Annotated in this window: 15 protein-coding genes; 5 read left to right on the plus strand and 10 right to left on the minus strand. The window is 39.3% G+C overall.

Annotated elements, in window-relative coordinates:
• Window positions 1–115: 115 nt before the first annotated feature.
• From H6F45_RS02635 to H6F45_RS02650, 4 genes are all read right to left on the minus strand, one after another.
• The gene (locus H6F45_RS02635; RefSeq protein WP_190346388.1) at window positions 116–2,077 is read right to left on the minus strand and encodes a bifunctional aldolase/short-chain dehydrogenase; all 1,962 of its coding nucleotides are present in this window, start codon (window positions 2,075–2,077) and stop codon (window positions 116–118) included.
• Between the two features lie 443 nt (window positions 2,078–2,520).
• Window positions 2,521–4,521, minus strand: coding sequence for a glycine oxidase ThiO (thiO, locus tag H6F45_RS02640; RefSeq protein WP_190346389.1), 2,001 nt, complete (start codon window positions 4,519–4,521; stop codon window positions 2,521–2,523).
• 141 nt (window positions 4,522–4,662) lie between these two features.
• The gene (locus tag H6F45_RS02645; RefSeq protein WP_096565228.1) at window positions 4,663–5,082 is read right to left on the minus strand and encodes a hypothetical protein; all 420 of its coding nucleotides are present in this window, start codon (window positions 5,080–5,082) and stop codon (window positions 4,663–4,665) included.
• 17 nt (window positions 5,083–5,099) lie between these two features.
• Complete coding sequence (locus H6F45_RS02650; RefSeq protein WP_190346390.1) at window positions 5,100–5,438, minus strand: 2Fe-2S iron-sulfur cluster-binding protein; 339 nt, start codon at window positions 5,436–5,438, stop codon at window positions 5,100–5,102.
• 144 nt (window positions 5,439–5,582) lie between these two features.
• Here H6F45_RS02650 and cimA point away from each other — a divergent pair, with 144 nt between their 5' ends.
• Complete coding sequence (cimA, locus tag H6F45_RS02655) at window positions 5,583–7,241, plus strand: citramalate synthase (RefSeq protein ID WP_190346462.1); 1,659 nt, start codon at window positions 5,583–5,585, stop codon at window positions 7,239–7,241.
• A 400-nt stretch (window positions 7,242–7,641) separates the two neighbouring features.
• Here the strand turns inward: cimA and H6F45_RS02660 are convergent, their stop codons facing one another.
• Window positions 7,642–8,151 carry a DUF29 family protein gene (locus H6F45_RS02660; protein ID WP_096565224.1) on the minus strand — a complete coding sequence of 170 codons (510 nt, stop codon included), beginning with the start codon at window positions 8,149–8,151 and terminating at the stop codon, window positions 7,642–7,644.
• Window positions 8,152–8,673: 522 nt separating this feature from the next.
• Here H6F45_RS02660 and H6F45_RS02665 point away from each other — a divergent pair.
• Window positions 8,674–10,146: a TldD/PmbA family protein gene (locus H6F45_RS02665; RefSeq protein ID WP_137668928.1), complete on the plus strand. Its 1,473-nt coding sequence runs from the start codon at window positions 8,674–8,676 to the stop codon at window positions 10,144–10,146.
• Between the two features lie 108 nt (window positions 10,147–10,254).
• Window positions 10,255–11,595 (plus strand): TldD/PmbA family protein, encoded by a 1,341-nt coding sequence (locus H6F45_RS02670; RefSeq protein ID WP_190346391.1) that lies wholly within the window; start codon window positions 10,255–10,257, stop codon window positions 11,593–11,595.
• A 130-nt stretch (window positions 11,596–11,725) separates the two neighbouring features.
• On the opposite strand, the gene H6F45_RS02675 is transcribed toward H6F45_RS02670, so the two are convergent.
• Entirely contained in the window at window positions 11,726–11,890 is a 165-nt protein-coding gene (locus H6F45_RS02675) for a pentapeptide repeat-containing protein (RefSeq protein ID WP_096565219.1), read from the minus strand.
• Between the two features lie 127 nt (window positions 11,891–12,017).
• Between H6F45_RS02675 and H6F45_RS02680 the strand changes: the two genes are divergently transcribed.
• A complete protein-coding gene (locus H6F45_RS02680; protein WP_096565217.1) occupies window positions 12,018–12,530 on the plus strand; it encodes a single-stranded DNA-binding protein in 513 nt (170 codons plus the stop codon).
• Between the two features lie 109 nt (window positions 12,531–12,639).
• On the opposite strand, the gene H6F45_RS02685 is transcribed toward H6F45_RS02680, so the two are convergent.
• Window positions 12,640–13,518 (minus strand): NAD(P)-dependent oxidoreductase, encoded by an 879-nt coding sequence (locus tag H6F45_RS02685; RefSeq protein WP_137668931.1) that lies wholly within the window; start codon window positions 13,516–13,518, stop codon window positions 12,640–12,642.
• A 95-nt stretch (window positions 13,519–13,613) separates the two neighbouring features.
• Here H6F45_RS02685 and H6F45_RS02690 point away from each other — a divergent pair, with 95 nt between their 5' ends.
• On the plus strand, window positions 13,614–13,757 hold the full coding sequence (locus H6F45_RS02690) for a hypothetical protein (RefSeq protein ID WP_190346392.1): 144 nt from the start codon (window positions 13,614–13,616) through the stop codon (window positions 13,755–13,757).
• A 272-nt stretch (window positions 13,758–14,029) separates the two neighbouring features.
• On the opposite strand, the gene H6F45_RS02695 is transcribed toward H6F45_RS02690, so the two are convergent.
• From H6F45_RS02695 to H6F45_RS02705, 3 genes are all read right to left on the minus strand, one after another.
• Window positions 14,030–15,283, minus strand: coding sequence for a class I SAM-dependent methyltransferase (locus H6F45_RS02695; RefSeq protein WP_190346393.1), 1,254 nt, complete (start codon window positions 15,281–15,283; stop codon window positions 14,030–14,032).
• A 24-nt stretch (window positions 15,284–15,307) separates the two neighbouring features.
• Complete coding sequence (locus H6F45_RS02700; protein WP_190346394.1) at window positions 15,308–15,862, minus strand: GAF domain-containing protein; 555 nt, start codon at window positions 15,860–15,862, stop codon at window positions 15,308–15,310.
• Between the two features lie 358 nt (window positions 15,863–16,220).
• The gene (locus H6F45_RS02705) at window positions 16,221–17,405 is read right to left on the minus strand and encodes an NAD(P)H-quinone oxidoreductase subunit H (protein WP_137668891.1); all 1,185 of its coding nucleotides are present in this window, start codon (window positions 17,403–17,405) and stop codon (window positions 16,221–16,223) included.
• Window positions 17,406–17,767: the final 362 nt, after the last annotated feature.

The following is a 17,767-nucleotide window of genomic DNA, read 5'->3' on the forward strand; positions in this document are numbered from 1 at the left end:
GGAAGTTTTGAGACAAACTAGAATATCTAATTTTCTGCAAAAATCAAATACAGCCCACATTTTTACCTCCTGTCTCCTCCTCCTACTATGGTAATCCGATATCAATCCTCAATCACTAAATCACTCTTTCATTCCCTCCATCAATGGGAATATTAGCAGCAGTTGTTTTCATGAATAAACTACCACACATTTCCGCAGCTAATTCGGCTACGTCATGGCTAGTGATTTCAACTTGCAGCAGATTATTAGTTTTATATTCTTCTACCGTTAAACCATAAGCAGCAGCACGAGAATTTAATACTTCTTCTGTCCAAATTCCCGTATCAAAAACTGCATTTGGATGTACAGAATTAATGCGAATTTTATCTTGACTCCATTCTAAAGCAGCAACTCTTGTTAATTGATTTAACGCAGCTTTAGAAGCCGAATATGCTGCTGCACCAACTCCAGGTGCATAGACATTTTTCGAGCCAATTATGACTACTCTACCGCCTTTAGGTGCTAATTTTAAATAGGAATGACTTTCTCTCATTAAAATTAAGTTAGCATCCAAATTGATATCCATTACCTTACGCCATTCCTGGGTTGATAAATCTTTAATATGACAACCACGAGGAAAGATGCCAGCATTCAGAATTAAGATGTCTAAACCGCCAAATTTACCAATAGCTGTTTCTAGAGTTTGAGTAATTGCATTTTCATCGGTTACATCACAGGTGATTCCTAAAAAATTAGGACGTTTATAAAGGGTTTCAATCTGAGAATTAATATCTAAACCCACAACCGCAGCCCCTCTTTTTAGAAGAGATTCTACACAGGCTTTACCAATTCCAGAAGCTGCTCCTGTAACTAAGGCAATTTCTCCAGTAAAAGGGGGTTCTTTTCCTGATTTTTTTAATTTTGCTTGCTCCAAATCCCAATATTCTACTTGAAAAATATCTTTGGCTGATAAAGCTTTATATTGGTCTAAATTGGTGGCAGTTTCGATGATATCAATGGTATGATCATAGATGTCGGCAACAATATTTGCTGCTTTAATATCCTTGCCAATTGTACATAGTCCTAATTCTGGATCAAGGATTACTCTGGGAATGGTATCTAATATGGTATGTTCAGGACTGGAATAGGTTTTAAAATAGTCTTGATAAGCTTGACTATAAGCTTCGATATCTTGACCAATTAAAGGCAGGCGTTTAGTACGAATTACATGATCTGGTGTAGCCGGACCTTGTTGAGAAATAACAGCAATATCTTCTCGTCTAGCAAAAGCAATATATTTAGATTCTCGATGACTGGATAAAATCACCGGAAAACCTGCTTTTGTTGATAGTCTATGACGTAATTTTGCTAAAGTAGGAGCTAAAGATTTTTCTGCAATCACACCACTGGGAGCAGGAGAATAGGCTTGATTTTTCTGTAAATATTCTTCGGCTTCACTTACCAGTGAAATCATTCTTTCATAAGACTCTTGAGCAGTGTTTCCAAAGGAGAAAATACCATGATTCATCAAAACCATGCCGATGGTGTTTTCTCCTGCTTCTAGTGGGAATTTTTCGCCACAAATTCTGGCTAAATCAAACCCTGGCATAATATAGGGAATTATGACAACTTTATCACCATAAATTTCTTTAATTCTTTGGCAACCGTTGGGAGTGTTGGTAATAGTGACAATGGCATCTGCATGGGTATGATCTACATATTTGTAGGGTAAGATAGCGTGGAGAATTGTTTCCACTGAAGGCGAAGGGGCTGTAGCAATGGTCATTTGAGTTTTTAGCTCATTTACCATCTGAGGATCAGATAAAGCTGGTAGTTTAGCTAATTTTAATAAATGAGACATTCTCACGGGAGCAAAACCTTCTTTTTCTATGGTTGCTAAGTCCCAACCACTACCTTTTACATAAAGGATTTCTTCTATTTCTCCTACTAGGTTTTTTTCTTTGATTTTGACAGAAGTATTTCCTCCTCCATGTAAAACTAAAGCAGGATTTTTTCCTAAGAGACGAGATGTATATACTCGCAGTTCTAATTCTCCTTGATATTGGGCTGCTTCTTGATCATTCCAGAGATTTTTCATAATTGATTTTTGTTGGCTATTTTTTCAGGGGTTTGATATCAATAAATCACTTAATATTATACTATTTTTAGATGAGGTTGTATAGAAAAAATTATTCTAGAAGATCGATTTATTGCATTAATCATCAGGGCGAAGCATTCTGACAAAATATCAATGGTTTCAGCGATGAGTTATCACCCGAATGCTTCGCCCCTACTGGATCGCGCCTCTAAAATGATTCAAGTTCGGATGAAATTAGAAACTAATGGCTAATATTCTGCCATCATTTGGGATTGATATGAAAGCTTTGTAAAGACGTTTTATGCAACGTCTCTACATCTCCAAATATCTACTCCCTTCCTACCACAAGAATACCGATTAAATGAACCACGAAGACACGAAGGAGACGAAGGAAGAAGAGAAGAAGATAGTTAATCTTACACCGGGAAGGGAGTAATACCAACTTAAGCAGTAATAGTTCCCGTTAAAGGTGAACTCGCACTAGCATAGTTTTTAATTGGCATTCTTCCCGCTAAATAAGCTATGCGACCGGCTACAGTTGCTAAACCCATTGCATAAGCCATTGTAGGTGCATTCTCAGCTAGGGCGATCGCACTATTAATTAACAACGCATCCGCACCCAATTCCATCGCTTGTGCAGCTTCTGAAGGCGCACCAATACCCGCATCTACCACCACCGGCACTTTGGCATTTTCAATAATAATCTGAATATTGGCGGTAGTTTTCAACCCTTGTCCTGAACCAATAGGCGCAGCTAAAGGCATCACAGTGGCACAACCAACTTCTTCTAATCGCTTTGCTAACATGGGATCAGCATTAATATAAGGCAATACCGCAAAACCTTCTTTTACCAACTGTTCCGCCGCGTGCAAAGTACCAATGGGATCAGGCAACAAATATTTAGCATCAGGTATAACTTCTAACTTGACAAAATTATTATCTTCCTGTCCTAATAACTTCGCCATTTCCCGTCCTAACCGTGCCACCCGGATCGCTTCTTCCGCAGTTTGACAACCAGCAGTATTAGGCAACATCCAAATTTTACCCCAATCTAAAGCTTCTGCCAAACCTTCATGTCCAGGGGCGTTAGTTTGTACCCTTCTGACAGCAACGGTAACAATTTGACAACCACTAGCAGCAACACTTTTCTGCATTTCTTCAATACTGCGATACTTTCCTGTTCCTGTCATCAAGCGAGATTGAAAGGTTTTGCCAGCAATAACTAAACCTGAATCTTGTAAGTTAAATTCCGCAGGTTGAATAGATAAATTTTTACTATGTCCGTTAGTGAAATTAGCAGGATGGGTAAGCATGGATGTTGTAGTAGATGACTGAGTGGGAACGGGTGTATTTTGAAAGCGGGAATAATGGAAATGAGTTAAAAGCGGATCGGTTGTTTGTGACAAAATCACATCTGCAATTAAATTTGCTGTGACTGGTGCAAGTAAAATTCCATTGCGATAATGACCAGTAGCCAAAGTTAAATTGCTACAATGACTTTCGCCTAAAATCGGTAATTCATCGGAAGTAGCAGGACGAAAACCCCACCACATTTCTTGGATGGGATAATCTGCTAATTGGGGATAAAGACGGGTTGCAGCTTCCAGTAAACTTTGAATACCTGCTGGTGTGTTATCGGGAGTAAAACCGACATTTTCACTGGTAGCACCTAAAACAATAGAACGGTTACGACGAGGAACAATGTAAATATTTTTACCAAATAAAACCCTTGTTAAAGGTAATTCTGTCACAAATTCCGGTACTCGCAACCGCAACATTTGACCTTTGCGGGGATGCACTGTTAAAGGTAATAATTGATTAGACCAAGCACCAGCAGCTAAAAGATAATGGTCAGCCCTAAGAAAACCTATGTTAGTTTGGATACCGATAACTTGCCCTTGTTGCTGGGCGATCGCCTCAACTGTCACACCATCTTTGAATGATACACCCAAAGACTCAGCCGCAGTCCGCAACACCTTCACCAAAGTTTGATTATCAACCTGGCCATTTTCAGGATACCACCAACCACCAACCACATCAGCGCCTAACCCCGGTTGATATTCATGAATAGCTGCTTTATCTAACCAATAAGCTGGTGATTGGTGATTGGGAATAAATTCCTTTTTCTCCCCTGCCTCCTGATATACTGGGGCGAGGATGCCACAAGGCCAATAACCTGTATTGTTTAAATCTTTTTTGGCTGTTAACTCTTCTAATTTACTAATCCAGTCAGGATATAAAGAGAGCGATCGCCGACACAAATCAAGCATAGCAGCATCGGCGATATTTTCCGCATCAGGGGCTAACATTCCTGCGGCTGCATGGCTGGCTGCGGCAGTAAAATCACGGCAAACGACAGTAACATTTGCATCCCGCAACTTTAACTCAACAGCGCAAGCCAACCCGATAATGCCACCACCAATAATTAAAACGTCGCTAGTCATCAGTCAATAGTTATTAGTCATTAGTACATAACTAATAACCTATCAGGATTATTAATTGGTGATTGGTGATAGTTGATAGTTGATAGTTGTTTTTACCCAGTCCCCAGTCCCCAGTCCCCAGTCACCAATCACCAATCCCCATTACCATAAAGCGCGAATAGGTTGTTTATCTTGATCGATAGTACCTGAATTTGAGCTAGTATCTGTTGCAGAAGTAGAAGTATCAGTATCAGTATTATTTGAGCCTTGTGTACTATCACCAGAACCTGTAGGCGTAGTATTGGCATTACTTTGAGCTACACTGGTGCGGCGAGTATCATCAGAAAAATCATTTCTGTTAGTGTTGGAGGTTTCAGTGTTATTTCTGTTAGCAGCGGTTGAATCATCCCTACTGGCAGTGCTATTAACATTAATATTGGCTGGCAAGACACTAGACTCTCTCCTTCCAGGAGGAACATTAGCAGTTTGTTGTCCACCCATCGGAAAATTAATACCAAGTAACGTACCTAGTAAAATTGCCACGCCTCCAGCCATTAAAATTAAGGGAGTCCATCTACCCATCTTGTTTTGTCTCCTTTTTAACCTTCTGGTGTCCAAACTATCTGAGAACCTTGACCCCAAAAACCATCAAATTTTGTAACTTTCACATCTCCTAAAACCTGAGTTTGACAAGCTAAACGCAAATCAGATGTAAGAGAATGGGGAGGAAGCGATCGCCGCGTTCGATCACGCCAATTTGCTGCGGACACTTCGCCTTCTACCTTAACCGCACAAGTACCACAACTGCCAATACCCCGACAGTTTATTACCTGAGAACCACCGTTATGGAGGTCAACACCATTTTTTAGCAGCACTTTTCTTAAATTGGCTTTGTTTTCACACTCAATTAATTTACCTTGAGCTACAACTTTCGGCATATTTAAATTACCAAACTAAATTACAGCAGGTGACAGGTGACAGGTGACAGGTGACAGGTGACAGAAATAAATTTACCAATTACCAATCACCAATTACCAATCACCAATTACCAATTACCAATCACCAATCACCAATCACAACTTATGAGCAAAACTACCTCTCCTCAAATTTCGTTATATGACACTACTCTCCGTGATGGTACTCAACGGGAAGGTTTATCAGTGTCTATAGAAGATAAATTACGCATTGCCCACAGACTAGATCAACTAGGTATACCATTTATTGAAGGTGGTTGGCCAGGGGCGAATCCTAAAGATGTCCAGTTTTTCTGGCAACTCCAAGAAAACCCCCTCAAACAAGCGGAAATAGTTCCCTTCTGTTCCACCCGTCGTCCTCATACCCAAGCCAGTGATGAACCCATGTTACAAGCGATTTTGGCGGCTGGTACACGCTGGGTGACAATTTTTGGAAAATCTTGGGATTTGCACGTTATAGAAGGACTCAAGACCAGTCTGGATGAAAATTTAGCCATGATCCGCGACACGATTGAGTATTTAATCTCTCAAGGACGGCGTGTAATTTATGATGCTGAACATTGGTTTGATGGTTATAAGCAAAATCCTCATTATGCTTTACAAACAATCAAAACAGCAGCAAAAGCAGGGGCGGAATGGTTAGTTTTATGTGATACCAATGGCGGAACTTTACCCCATGAAGTTTCTCAAATTGTCTCAGTTGTCGTCAGGGAAATAGGAAATACAGAAAAAACTCTTACCCAATCACCAATCACCAATCACCAATCACCAATCCCCCACATAGGAATACATACTCATAATGATTCGGAAATGGCAGTTGCTAATGCTATAGCAGCAGTGATGGCAGGTGCAAAAATGGTACAAGGGACTATAAATGGTTATGGTGAACGCTGCGGTAATGCTAACCTGTGTTCTCTGATTCCTAATTTACAGCTAAAACTTGGTTATAGCTGTATCAGTGAACACCAGCTACATCAACTTACAGAAACCAGTCGTTTTGTTAGTGAAGTTGTCAATCTCGCACCTGATGATCATGCACCCTATGTAGGACGTTCAGCTTTTGCTCACAAAGGAGGGATTCATGTTTCTGCGGTGGAACGTAATCCTTTAACTTATGAACATATTACACCTGAACAGGTAGGAAATCGTCGTCGCATTGTCATTTCTGAACAGTCTGGTTTAAGCAATGTTTTAGCTAAAGCTCGAACTTTGGGAATAGAATTAGATAAAAACGATCCCCAAACTAAACACATTCTTCAACGCATGAAAGACTTGGAAAGTGAAGGTTATCAATTTGAAGCTGCGGAAGCTAGTTTTGCTCTATTAATGTATACAGCTTTAGGACTAAGACAGGAGTTTTTTGAAGTTCAAGGTTTTCATGTTAATTGTGATTTGGTGGAAGGGAAAAAAAGCACCAATTCTTTAGCTACAATTAAAGTAGCTGTGAATGGTCAAAATATTCTGGAAGCAGCAGAAGGTAATGGTCCTGTTGCAGCTTTGGATGCTGCTTTACGCAAAGCTTTGATGAATTTTTATCCACAAATTGCCGATTTTGAATTGACTGATTATAAGGTAAGAATACTCAACGGAAATAGAGGAACATCTGCAAAAACACGCGCTTTGGTTGAGTCGGGAAATGGTCAACAACGCTGGACAACTATCGGAGTTTCTGCTAATATTTTAGAAGCTTCTTATCAAGCTGTAGTAGAAGGTTTGGAATATGGGTTGTTGCTGCATTTCCAAGCAGAAAAAGCATTGAAAATTTAGCAGTGATATAAATGTGATCAAATGGTCAAAATCAGGATATCCAGGATTACAGGATTCACAGAATTTACAGTAATTTTGATGATTTATAATTTGGCGATCGCTCTTTTTCCCACTGCATGAAATCTCAAAATCCCCATTTTCAGGATTTTTGTGATTTTTTTTGTTTTAAGACTTGACAATGCCAAAAATTTACAGTAGACTTATGTTAGAAGTGGAAATATGTGGGCGCATATATAGTAAATTTTTCAATCTTCAACATCTTAATTTCCACCCACATTCAAGAATCCCCAAAAACAATACATAAAATCTCATCTTGTACATCCTCAAATCTTGGACATCCTGATTCAGACAAAATCCCATTTTTTTTATTTCTTATAATAATAAGAATCATTAATCAATTTTACTGCCAATCATCTCCACCAACCAACTGAGCGATATAATCATCCATAATTGCTGGTAACTCCTTAGCAGAATAAACATAAGTTAAAGACAACAATTTATTTGCAGTAGCTAAAATTTCATCTTTATCTATAACTCCTGCAAGCTGCGAACGACTGTATTTACCGTTCGTTACCTCAAAACTAGCGTCAACTATCGCATCCTCAATTACTTCTTCCTCAATTAAATTAGTCCATTCATCTTCATTCACATAATAGGATTTTTTATTATCCTTCAAATTTATCTTTTTAATTTCTCTAATAGCATTACGAATAGAAGCAACCCAAGATGCAGTTAATCTCTGTTCCACTTGATTTTTAATCAAATGAATCAATAAAATTTTTAAATAAGATTGGATATTTCGCAGAATAGCTTGTTTACTCATTCCTGCCAATTCATCTACAATTTCTAAAGCTTCTGCGTAACGTCCTTGTAAAATATTATTTCTGAGGTCTATCAATTCCTGAGTCATCGCTTCTAACCTCAAACCATCAAAAAACCAAAATCCTAATTTATTCTCTCATCTTACCAAATTCTCATCAAACTATAGAAAATTACAGAAAATTCCAGTATGCAAATTCTTAAATCCTGCGAATCTTAACTTCAACACTTCAAAACCTGTTATCTAAAACCTGTTATATATGGCGCGGACAGATTTCTAGATATAATAAAAATATAGCAAAACTCAGAACAACTGTCAACCCCCTAGCTGAAATTACCAAAACTCGTTAAATTATTGACATCATTCTCAATAATCTTGAGAAAACACCCACCCTTATTGATAGAAATCTTTTTTTTCCCAAATCCCATACAAATTACTTATACCTCTTACTTATACCTCTCTGCGACTCTGCGCCTCTGCGTGAGAAAAAAAACCAAGATAATAAAGTGAGGAAACCTCTACAGCCTAAATGCCCACAGTGACTTTGATGGATTTGTTAGACTAAACACACCAGGATATTTTCAGTCAAAAAGCCAGCAGACGAGGCCATTCATGCTTACAAATACCCTACTTCTTTCCAATCAACTCCCCAGTTTACAGTATTCATCAACAACAGAACGCTTCGACGACACCTGGGAAGCGCCCCTGGCCACCCTTTTGGGACTAGGACGCGCTGCTGGTGCAGATTTTGTAGAATTTTTCTTAGAACGTCGTAACTACATTAGTTGTTTAGCAGAAGACGATACCATCACCAGCATCTCACCCAGTTTAGCCAGTGGTGCAGGAGTGAGAGTATTTCGAGGCAAAGCCGACTGTTACGTTAGCACCAATAACCTGACATTTGCTGGACTAAAAGCAGCCTTAGAAAAAGGTCTTTCCATCCTGGGATTACAACTGCCAGGACCAACTGCTTTCATCCCCGAAATCAACCTAGAATTATTGAGAGACTACGCCACCAAACGCGGTAAAGATGGCTGGCTCCCCTTATGCAGTTCCATCCGCGAAATGGGAGAAATCCTTCTTGATGGTACTACCCAACTCAACAAAAAAGCTACCCACGTTCAGTCTCGCCGAGCTACTTACTTCCGTGACTGGCAAGAAGTATTAATTGCTGCCAGTGATGGCACATTTGCCCGTGATATTCGCCTCACCCAGTCAGTCGGCTTTAATCTTCTGTGCGCTGATGGTGCCAACCGTGCTTCCATCGGTGAACGTTCAGGAAACACCAGTGACCCCAACTTCCTGAAAACCTGGGATTATCAACAAGCTTCCGAACAAATTGCCGAATCTGCGGGTAAAATGCTATATGCAGATTACGTAGAATCAGGAAATTACCCCATTATCATGGCCAATCATTTTGGGGGAGTAATATTCCATGAAGCTTGCGGACACCTATTAGAAACCACCCAAATAGAACGCAAAACCACACCATTTGCAGATAAAAAAGGCGAAAAAATCGCCCATGAAAGTTTAACAGCCTGGGATGAAGGACGCTCAGACAACGCCTTCGGCACAATTGATATGGATGACGAAGGAATGCCCGCCCAAAGAACATTATTAATAGAAAAAGGCGTTCTCAAAAACTTCCTAGCTGACAGAACCGGTTCAGTAAGAACTGGACACCCCAGAACAGGCAGTGGTCGCCGTCAAAATTACACATTTGCTGCTGCAAGTCGCATGAGAAACACATATATTGATACCGGCGAATACAGCAACGAAGATTTATTTGCTTCCATTGATAAAGGTATTTACTGTAAAAAAATGGGTGGTGGAAGTGTAGGCGCAACCGGTCAATTTAACTTTAGCGTTGACGAAGCTTATTTAATAGAAAATGGCAAAATTACCAAACCATTAAAAGGTGCTACCCTCATCGGTGAAGCAAAAGAAATCATGAACAAAATTTCCTTATGTTCCAAAGATTTAGAACTAGCACCTGGTTTTTGTGGTTCTGTTAGTGGCAGCATTTACACCACAGTAGGACAACCACATATTAAAGTTGATTCCATCACCGTCGGCGGCAGATAAAACAACAAATAAAAGTCATTTCGATGAAAACAGATAAACCATATCATCTGCGTTTATCTGCGTTCATCTGCGTTCAAAAATCCAAAATCTAAAATCCAAAATTGCATCATGTCTAACATTCAAGAAATCGCTAAATACGCCCAAGAAAACGCCCAAAAACTAGGCATTAAAAAATTTGACATTTACGGTTCAACTGTAGACGATACCAGCGTGCAAGTTGACCAAGGAGAACCCAAACAAGTAAAAGCTTCCAACCGTTCTGGTGTCACAGTTCGAGTTTGGAATGAAGAAAATACAATGGGTGTCACCAGTACCACAGATGTAGATCCCAAAGGATTAGAATTAGCTTTACAAACTGCCTACGAAGCAAGTTTTTTTGGAGTGAAAGAAAACGTTCCTGATTTTAGTCCACAAGCAACAATTCCCATTGAATACACTCCTAAAGAAAAAGCACCCCAAGCACCTGTTTCTGAACTAATTGAAAAACTATTAGTAGCAGAAAAAGAACTTTTAGCTGCTCATCCTGCCATTACAGGAGTGCCTTATAATGGTTTAGCACAAAGAGATATTGACCGTTTTTATCTTAATAGTGATGGTGCTTTAAGAACGGAATCTCATTATTTTGCTTCAGTTTATCTGTATAGTAAAACCGAGGAAGAAGGGAAAAAACCCCGCAGTGCAGGAGCATATCGAGTTAAGGAAAATTTAGCTGATTTAGATATTGCTGGTTGTATCAAAGAAACAGCAGATAAAACTATCAGTCATTTGCATTATGAAAAAATCAAAACTGGTAAATATCAAGTGGTTTTTTCTGCGGAAGCTTTCTTGAGTTTATTGGGTGCATTTTCTAATTTATTTAATGCCCAAAATATTCTGGATAATCAAAGTTTATCCAAAGCTGAAGATATCGGTAAAGAAATTGCTTCACCTTTACTTTCAGTTTATGATGATGCTTTACATCCTGCCAATGTGGGTGCAGAAAGTTTTGATGGTGAAGGTACACCAACCCGTCAAGTAAAGTTAATAGAAAAAGGTGTGTTAACCAGCTTTTTACATAGTGCGGGAACTGCAAAACGGTTAAATGCCCAACCTACAGGTAATGCTAGTATTGGTGCAAAGGTGAGCATTGGTCCCAATTTTTATCATGTTTTTGGCGCTGGTACACCAGAAAAAGAATTAAGTTTAGAAACTGCGGAAAATGTGATTTTAATTGATGATTTACAAGCTCTCCATGCAGGTGTTAAAGCTTTACAAGGTTCGTTTTCTTTGCCTTTTGATGGTTGGTTAGTGAATAAAGGTGAAAAAATTAGTATAGAGTCAGCAACGGTAGCAGGTGATTTTCTGGAGTTGTTAAAATCTATTGTTTATGTAGAGAAGGAAGCGGAATTAACACCAGGGGGAGTTTGTCCTAGAGTTTGGGTAAGTGAACTTTCTATTACTGGGGAGTAATATTCAGGAGGCAGGAGTTTTTTATTTTGGATTTTGGATTTTGGATTTTGGATTGTTTTTGTGATCTCCAATCTAAAATCTAAAATCTAAAATCTAAAATCTAAAATTTTCTTCCCCAGTCACCAGTCACCTAATATTGAACTGTGCCATCAGGCATTACAGCTTCACGCAAATTTGCACCCATGATATTTGTGCTACTCATTTCTGCTTTGAACAAATTTGCCTTACTTAAATTAGCACCTCTCAAGTCTGTTCTGGCCTCAATCGTTAGCCCAGTCTGGCATAAGGCATTCATGAAACTCCCATTAAAAGAGGGTTTTCCTGACTCCTGACTTCTGCTATGTGTAATTTGGCTGTTAAGCTAAATTGAGATCATTAATTTCCCGAATATTGTAAAGTTTGAGTTAATAGGAGGAAATACTATGAACAGTTGTATTTTAATGGCAGAAATTTATGATGCTCCCCAACTGCGACACACACCCGACGGTTTGGAAATCACAGAAATGATAGTTCATGTAGCGGGGTTGCGGCCAGATGATCCCTCACATCCGTTAAAAGTGGTAAGTTGGGGTAACTTAGCCAAAGACATTCATCAAAATTATCATCCAGGCGATCGCGTGATCATCGAAGGACGCTTAGGGATGAATACTTTTGAGCGTCCCGAAGGATTTAAAGAAAAACGTGCTGAGTTGACAGTACAACGGATTCATGCTTTAAGCAAAGGTGTACCAACGGATCAACCAGCAGCACAACGTCCCCTAGAGATTGTCAATCATCAATCAAGCAGACCTGCACAAACTCCAACTACAACATTTACAAATCCCGCACCCCAACCAACCACCCCAGAGCCTACCTATCAACCTGTAAGTTCTCAACCTCCATCCTATCAACCCACGACAGAAGCAGAACCCGATCCAGACGACATTCCATTTTAAGGTGATTGGTGATTGGTAATTGGTAATTGGTAATTGGTAATTGGTAATTGGTAATTGGTAATTGGGTTATTAATCTTAACCCTGTCACCTGTCACCTGTCACCTGTCCCCTACTCTCCGCTGGCTTCACCCCATTCTCGAATAGCGGGGAAAACAGAAGAATAATCATCTTCTGGATAGGACATTTTCATTGCTGACTGTAAGATGTGTTTTACACCCTCAATACTGCTGAGATTCAAACCAAGGGATTTAGCTTCAGAGATAAATAAATCTATTTCTTTGATCAATTGTTTGGTGGGTAAGTTGGCTTTGGAATAATTGCCATCTAACATCCGGTTTAGATTTTGATCAAAGATAGGCGCATAAAGTTTACTGTCCCGCAGGACTCGCATAAATAATTCTACATCAATGCCTTGCAACTGGACAAAAGCCAGACTCAGGGCAAAGCTAGTAGTGAGGGAAGCAATGAGTTGATTGAGTGCTAAAGTCAGGGATGCTGCTGATCCTACAGGTCCAATGTATACAGGATCGGGTCCAAAATTTGATAGTAATTTGACATGGCGTTGATATTGTTCTTCTTCACCACCCACCATGACAATTAATTTGCCAGTTTCCGCTTCTGGGATACTACCGAGTACAGGCGCTTCTATGTATTCACCACCAGCCGCAACTACCGCATTTCTGATTTCTTGGCTTTCTTGGGGAGTAGTTGTCCCCATTTGAATGATGCTGCGTCCTGATAAAGTATGCCAAGAAGTATCTGTGAGCAAGACATGATAAATAGCTGCGGCGTTAGATAGCATAAGAATTATACAGTCAGCAGAACGAATTGCTTCACGGGGTTTTGTGGCAATTGCTGCCCCTGCTGCTTGTAATGGTGCTAATTTTTCTGGGGTGCGGTTGTAGGCAATTAGCTCTATATTGGCAGCTAATAACCTTTGAGCCATCGGTAGTCCCATCAATCCAGTTCCCAGAAATGCCACCTTCATGTTTCACGTTCCTTTGGTAAATCGTAAGTAAAAAGGGAATTGGTGATTGGTAATTGGTGATTGGTAATTGGTAATTGGTAATTGGTAATTGGTAATTGGTAATTGGTAATTGGGTTATTTATCTTCCCAGTCCCCAGTCCCCAGTCACCAGTCACCAGTCACCAATCCCCAGTCCCCAGTCCCCAGTCACCAATCACCAATCCCCAGAAATTAGCCTCCGGCTGCGAAAGTTGCCATAATGACAACTGATAGTAGGATGCCGGGGCTAAGTAGGGTTACTAAGACAATCAGATCATGAGTATTCATAGTTGTTTCTTTGCCAAGGTTTTTAACTTGAAGTAATCACTGTTATCCTAGTCCAAGAAAGACGGATATCAGGATTCACCAAATATAGTTTTAATGTCAGGAGTCAGGATAATTTTAGATTTTAGATTTTAGATTTTAGATTGGAGTTAAGAAAAACAATCCAAAATCCAAAATCCAAAATCCAAAATTGAATCACCAATCCCCTCTACTCTGGTATAGTTAGTCCTTGGAGCGATCGCCTAGTTTCTGTTTCTGTCAATCCTTTGCTTTGCACGAGAACCCCAAAGTTACCTAGTCCTTCTGGGGAGATGAGTTGGTGTAGTGCTTCCCGGCGTTTGAGTAGTTGTGATATGGATTGTTGTTGATAGGAAAGGGCAGCTATTCTTTCTCCTAAACCTAAAGCCATCAAAAATAAACCTTGTTGTGTCCAACCCACTTGATTTAAACCGCATCTTTTTCCCCATTTTTCTAAAGCTGTAAAGTCAACATGGGCGGTGATATCTTGTTTTCCGATGTTGATGTATGGGTTATTATGATGTCGATGTTGGTAGTAGCACTGTAGAGTTCCTTGCGATCGCCTGGGATGATAATAACGACTTGCAGGGTAGCCATAATCAATTGTTAGCACATACCCGCGTTGCAAGCAGTCAGCCACTATACTCAACCAGTCCAAAGCGGCTAAATTAATTTCACTGCGATAACCTTCTTCATAAGCATTTTGGCTGATATCAATCCCCACTAACTGCAAATATTCTGCTAACTGCGGTGTGGATGCTTCCCCAACAACTTCGATAAATTCAATATTTGACTTCTTCCCTAACTCTTCTCCTACAAGATGAGGGAAATTATTGTTATCCCCCTTCTCTTGTAGGGAAGGCGGTTGGGGGGTTAGGTCTTGGGATGTAGTTACATAAATTTCTTGCAGTTTTCCCTCTGCTATGGTGAACTGATGCACAGGAAAAGCATCAATTAATTCATTAGAAAAAAAGCAACCTATGATTGAGTTAGGTGTGATTTCTTCTAAGTTTAACCAGCGCACAGAAAATTCCTGTAATTTTTGTTGTTGTTCCTGTCTTAAACTGGGTGATTTCTCAATAATAATATATTCTATGACATCAAAAAAGTCTGAATAATTAATTTTTAGATAATTGAGAATTTGGGAAGCTAAAACACCTATTCCTGCTCCCATTTCTACCAGATCAAAAGATTTTGGTCTATCTAAATTTTCCCACATTTGGTAAAATTGAACAGCCAGTAATTCACCAAAATCATCACATAAACTCGATGAGGTAAAAAAATCACCACCTTGAAAACCTATGTTAACTGCATTACTGGAATAATAGCCTTGGTCTGGGTGATATAACACCATGTCCATGTACTCAGCAAAGGTAATGCGTTTTTGGGGACTGGTGAGAATGTGACTGGCTATAGTTTGATATAATGCGGGGTTAGAATCCATAAAAAATCAAAAATTTAACTTTCTTTAACTCTCTAAAATCTTAGAGTTTGTTGCTAAAGTTTGCGCCCCTTTTTGCATAATTTCAATATCTGCTTTTGACCATACACGAGAATTATGGCATTGATGAGCTACCAGCAAACCCCATAAACCTCTAGGGATAACAATTGGTACAACTAAGTTAGCACGTACTTGGATACTACGCAGAAAATCTTGATGACAAGGATGAATAGGTTCTAATTCAATATCAGCGATCGCTCTTATTCTTCCATTTAAATACAAGGTCGCATATTCATTATTAAAGCAATTATCTGCTCCCTTTGAACCTAAAATTGATAATTTTTTTGAAATTAAAGATTCAAATGTTACTTGACCGTGCCATTGCTCGTAGAAGTAATAAATAACTACGCGGTCAACCTGTAAAGCTTCTCTAATTTGATGTATGGTTTTGCGGATTAAATTATCTCGATTAATCTTTTTTATCAGACGATCCAGTAGAGTTTGTAAACCTTTTTCAATATGTTGTTGGTGCTGATGTTGATTTTGAATACTTTCAAATTGAGCTTGAGAATGAATTTGCACAGGTTTCAGGTAAAAACTACATAAAAATTGTGTTGATTTATATAGTAGCTTATCAGCAAGTTGAGAGAAAATAATTAATTTACAAATTCAAGAATTTTTATAATCATCAATTCTCCTACTTAGATATTTTTTTGCAAAACATTAAAATCAACAAATATTTTTGTTGAAAAATGAAAATTTATTAAGAAACAAAACATTTTTTCATTATTTGAAATGTTAAGTTATTATTTTTTGTAAAACTTTAAATTTCTTAATATTTAGAGATAAAAAAATATAGATAAAAAAATATAGAGATGCAATAAAACACACCTCTATATATAAAATAAATATCAAACTATCTATGACGTAATGGGAAAGCTTATCTATCCACAGAACCCATAATTACGTCAATACTACCGAGAATAACCACAACATCTGCTACCTTCACACCACGTAACAAAGAGGGGAGAATTTGCAGGTTATTGAAGTCTGCGGGGCGAATTTTCCACCGCCAGGGGAAGACATTATTATCACCTACCAAATAAATTCCCAGTTCACCTTTACCGCTTTCTACACGGGAGTAAATTTCACCAGAGGGAATTTTGAAGGTGGGAGCAACTTTTTTAGCAACATACTGATAATCAAACGCATCCCATTCTGACTTTGGACCAGCCATCATTCGTTTAGCTTCCAGGTTTTCATAGGGACCACCGGGTAAACCTTTGATAGCTTGTTTGATGATTTTCACAGATTCCCGCATTTCCCGCATCCGCACCATGTAACGAGCGAGACAATCACCTGTGGTTTCCCACTGTACATCCCAGTCGAAATCGTCGTAACATTCATAATGGTCAACCTTCCGCAAGTCCCACTTCACCCCAGAACCGCGTAACATTGGACCAGAAAGACCCCAGTTAATTGCTTCTTCACGGGTAATAGTCCCAATACCTTCGATACGACGGCGGAAAATAGGGTTATTGGTAACTAAGCGTTCATATTCGTCAACTTTGGGGAGGAAGTAGTCACAGAACTCTTCACACTTATCTACCCAACCATAGGGTAAATCAACAGCTACACCACCCACACGGAAATAGTTGTTATTTACCATGCGATAACCTGTAGCCGCTTCCCACAGGTCATAAATCATTTCCCGTTCCCGGAACTGGTAGAAGAAGGGAGTTTGAGCGCCTACGTCTGCAAGGAAGGGACCAAACCATAATAAGTGGTTAGCGATGCGGTTCAGTTCCAGCATAATTACACGGATGTAACTAGCGCGTTTGGGAACTGTAATACCTGCTAATTTTTCTGGTGCATTGACTGTCACCGCTTCGTTAAACATCCCCGCTGCGTAGTCCCAACGGCTAACATAGGGAACATACATAACGGTGGAACGGTTTTCAGCTATTTTTTCCATCCCCCGGTGTAGATAACCAATGACTGGTTCACAGTCAACGACATCTTCACCGTCTAAGGTCATAATTAATCTCAGAACCCCGTGCATTGAAGGGTGGTGAGGACCCATGTTTAGCACCATTGGTTCAGTGCGGGTTTCTATTCTACTCATAGATTTTGGTGTTCTCCCGTTGTCTACAATTTGTATTGAACCGCCAAGATGCTAACCAGATACGATTTACCGCATCTGCTAATTTTCAGCTTGTCAGGATAGCAGGTTTGGAGTTGTACTTGATGTTTTATTTTGTCTTGCTTCTTCAATTATTATAGGGATCTGGCGATTCAAGGGATTGTGAGTCTGGTTTTTTTATTTTCTCTTTGGTTGTGGGGTGGAGGGAATTTTTGACGGGTGGTGTTGTTTATATCTAAGTTTTATTAAGGTTTGGGTGGTTTTGCTGGGTTTGAGATATATTTATTTTATCGTTGGGCTAATTAATTTTTATGGCTCACGCAGAGGCGCAGAGTCGCAGAGAG

It is taken from the genome of Sphaerospermopsis sp. FACHB-1194 (assembly GCF_014696235.1).
In the GTDB taxonomy this organism is placed as follows: domain Bacteria; phylum Cyanobacteriota; class Cyanobacteriia; order Cyanobacteriales; family Nostocaceae; genus Sphaerospermopsis; species Sphaerospermopsis kisseleviana.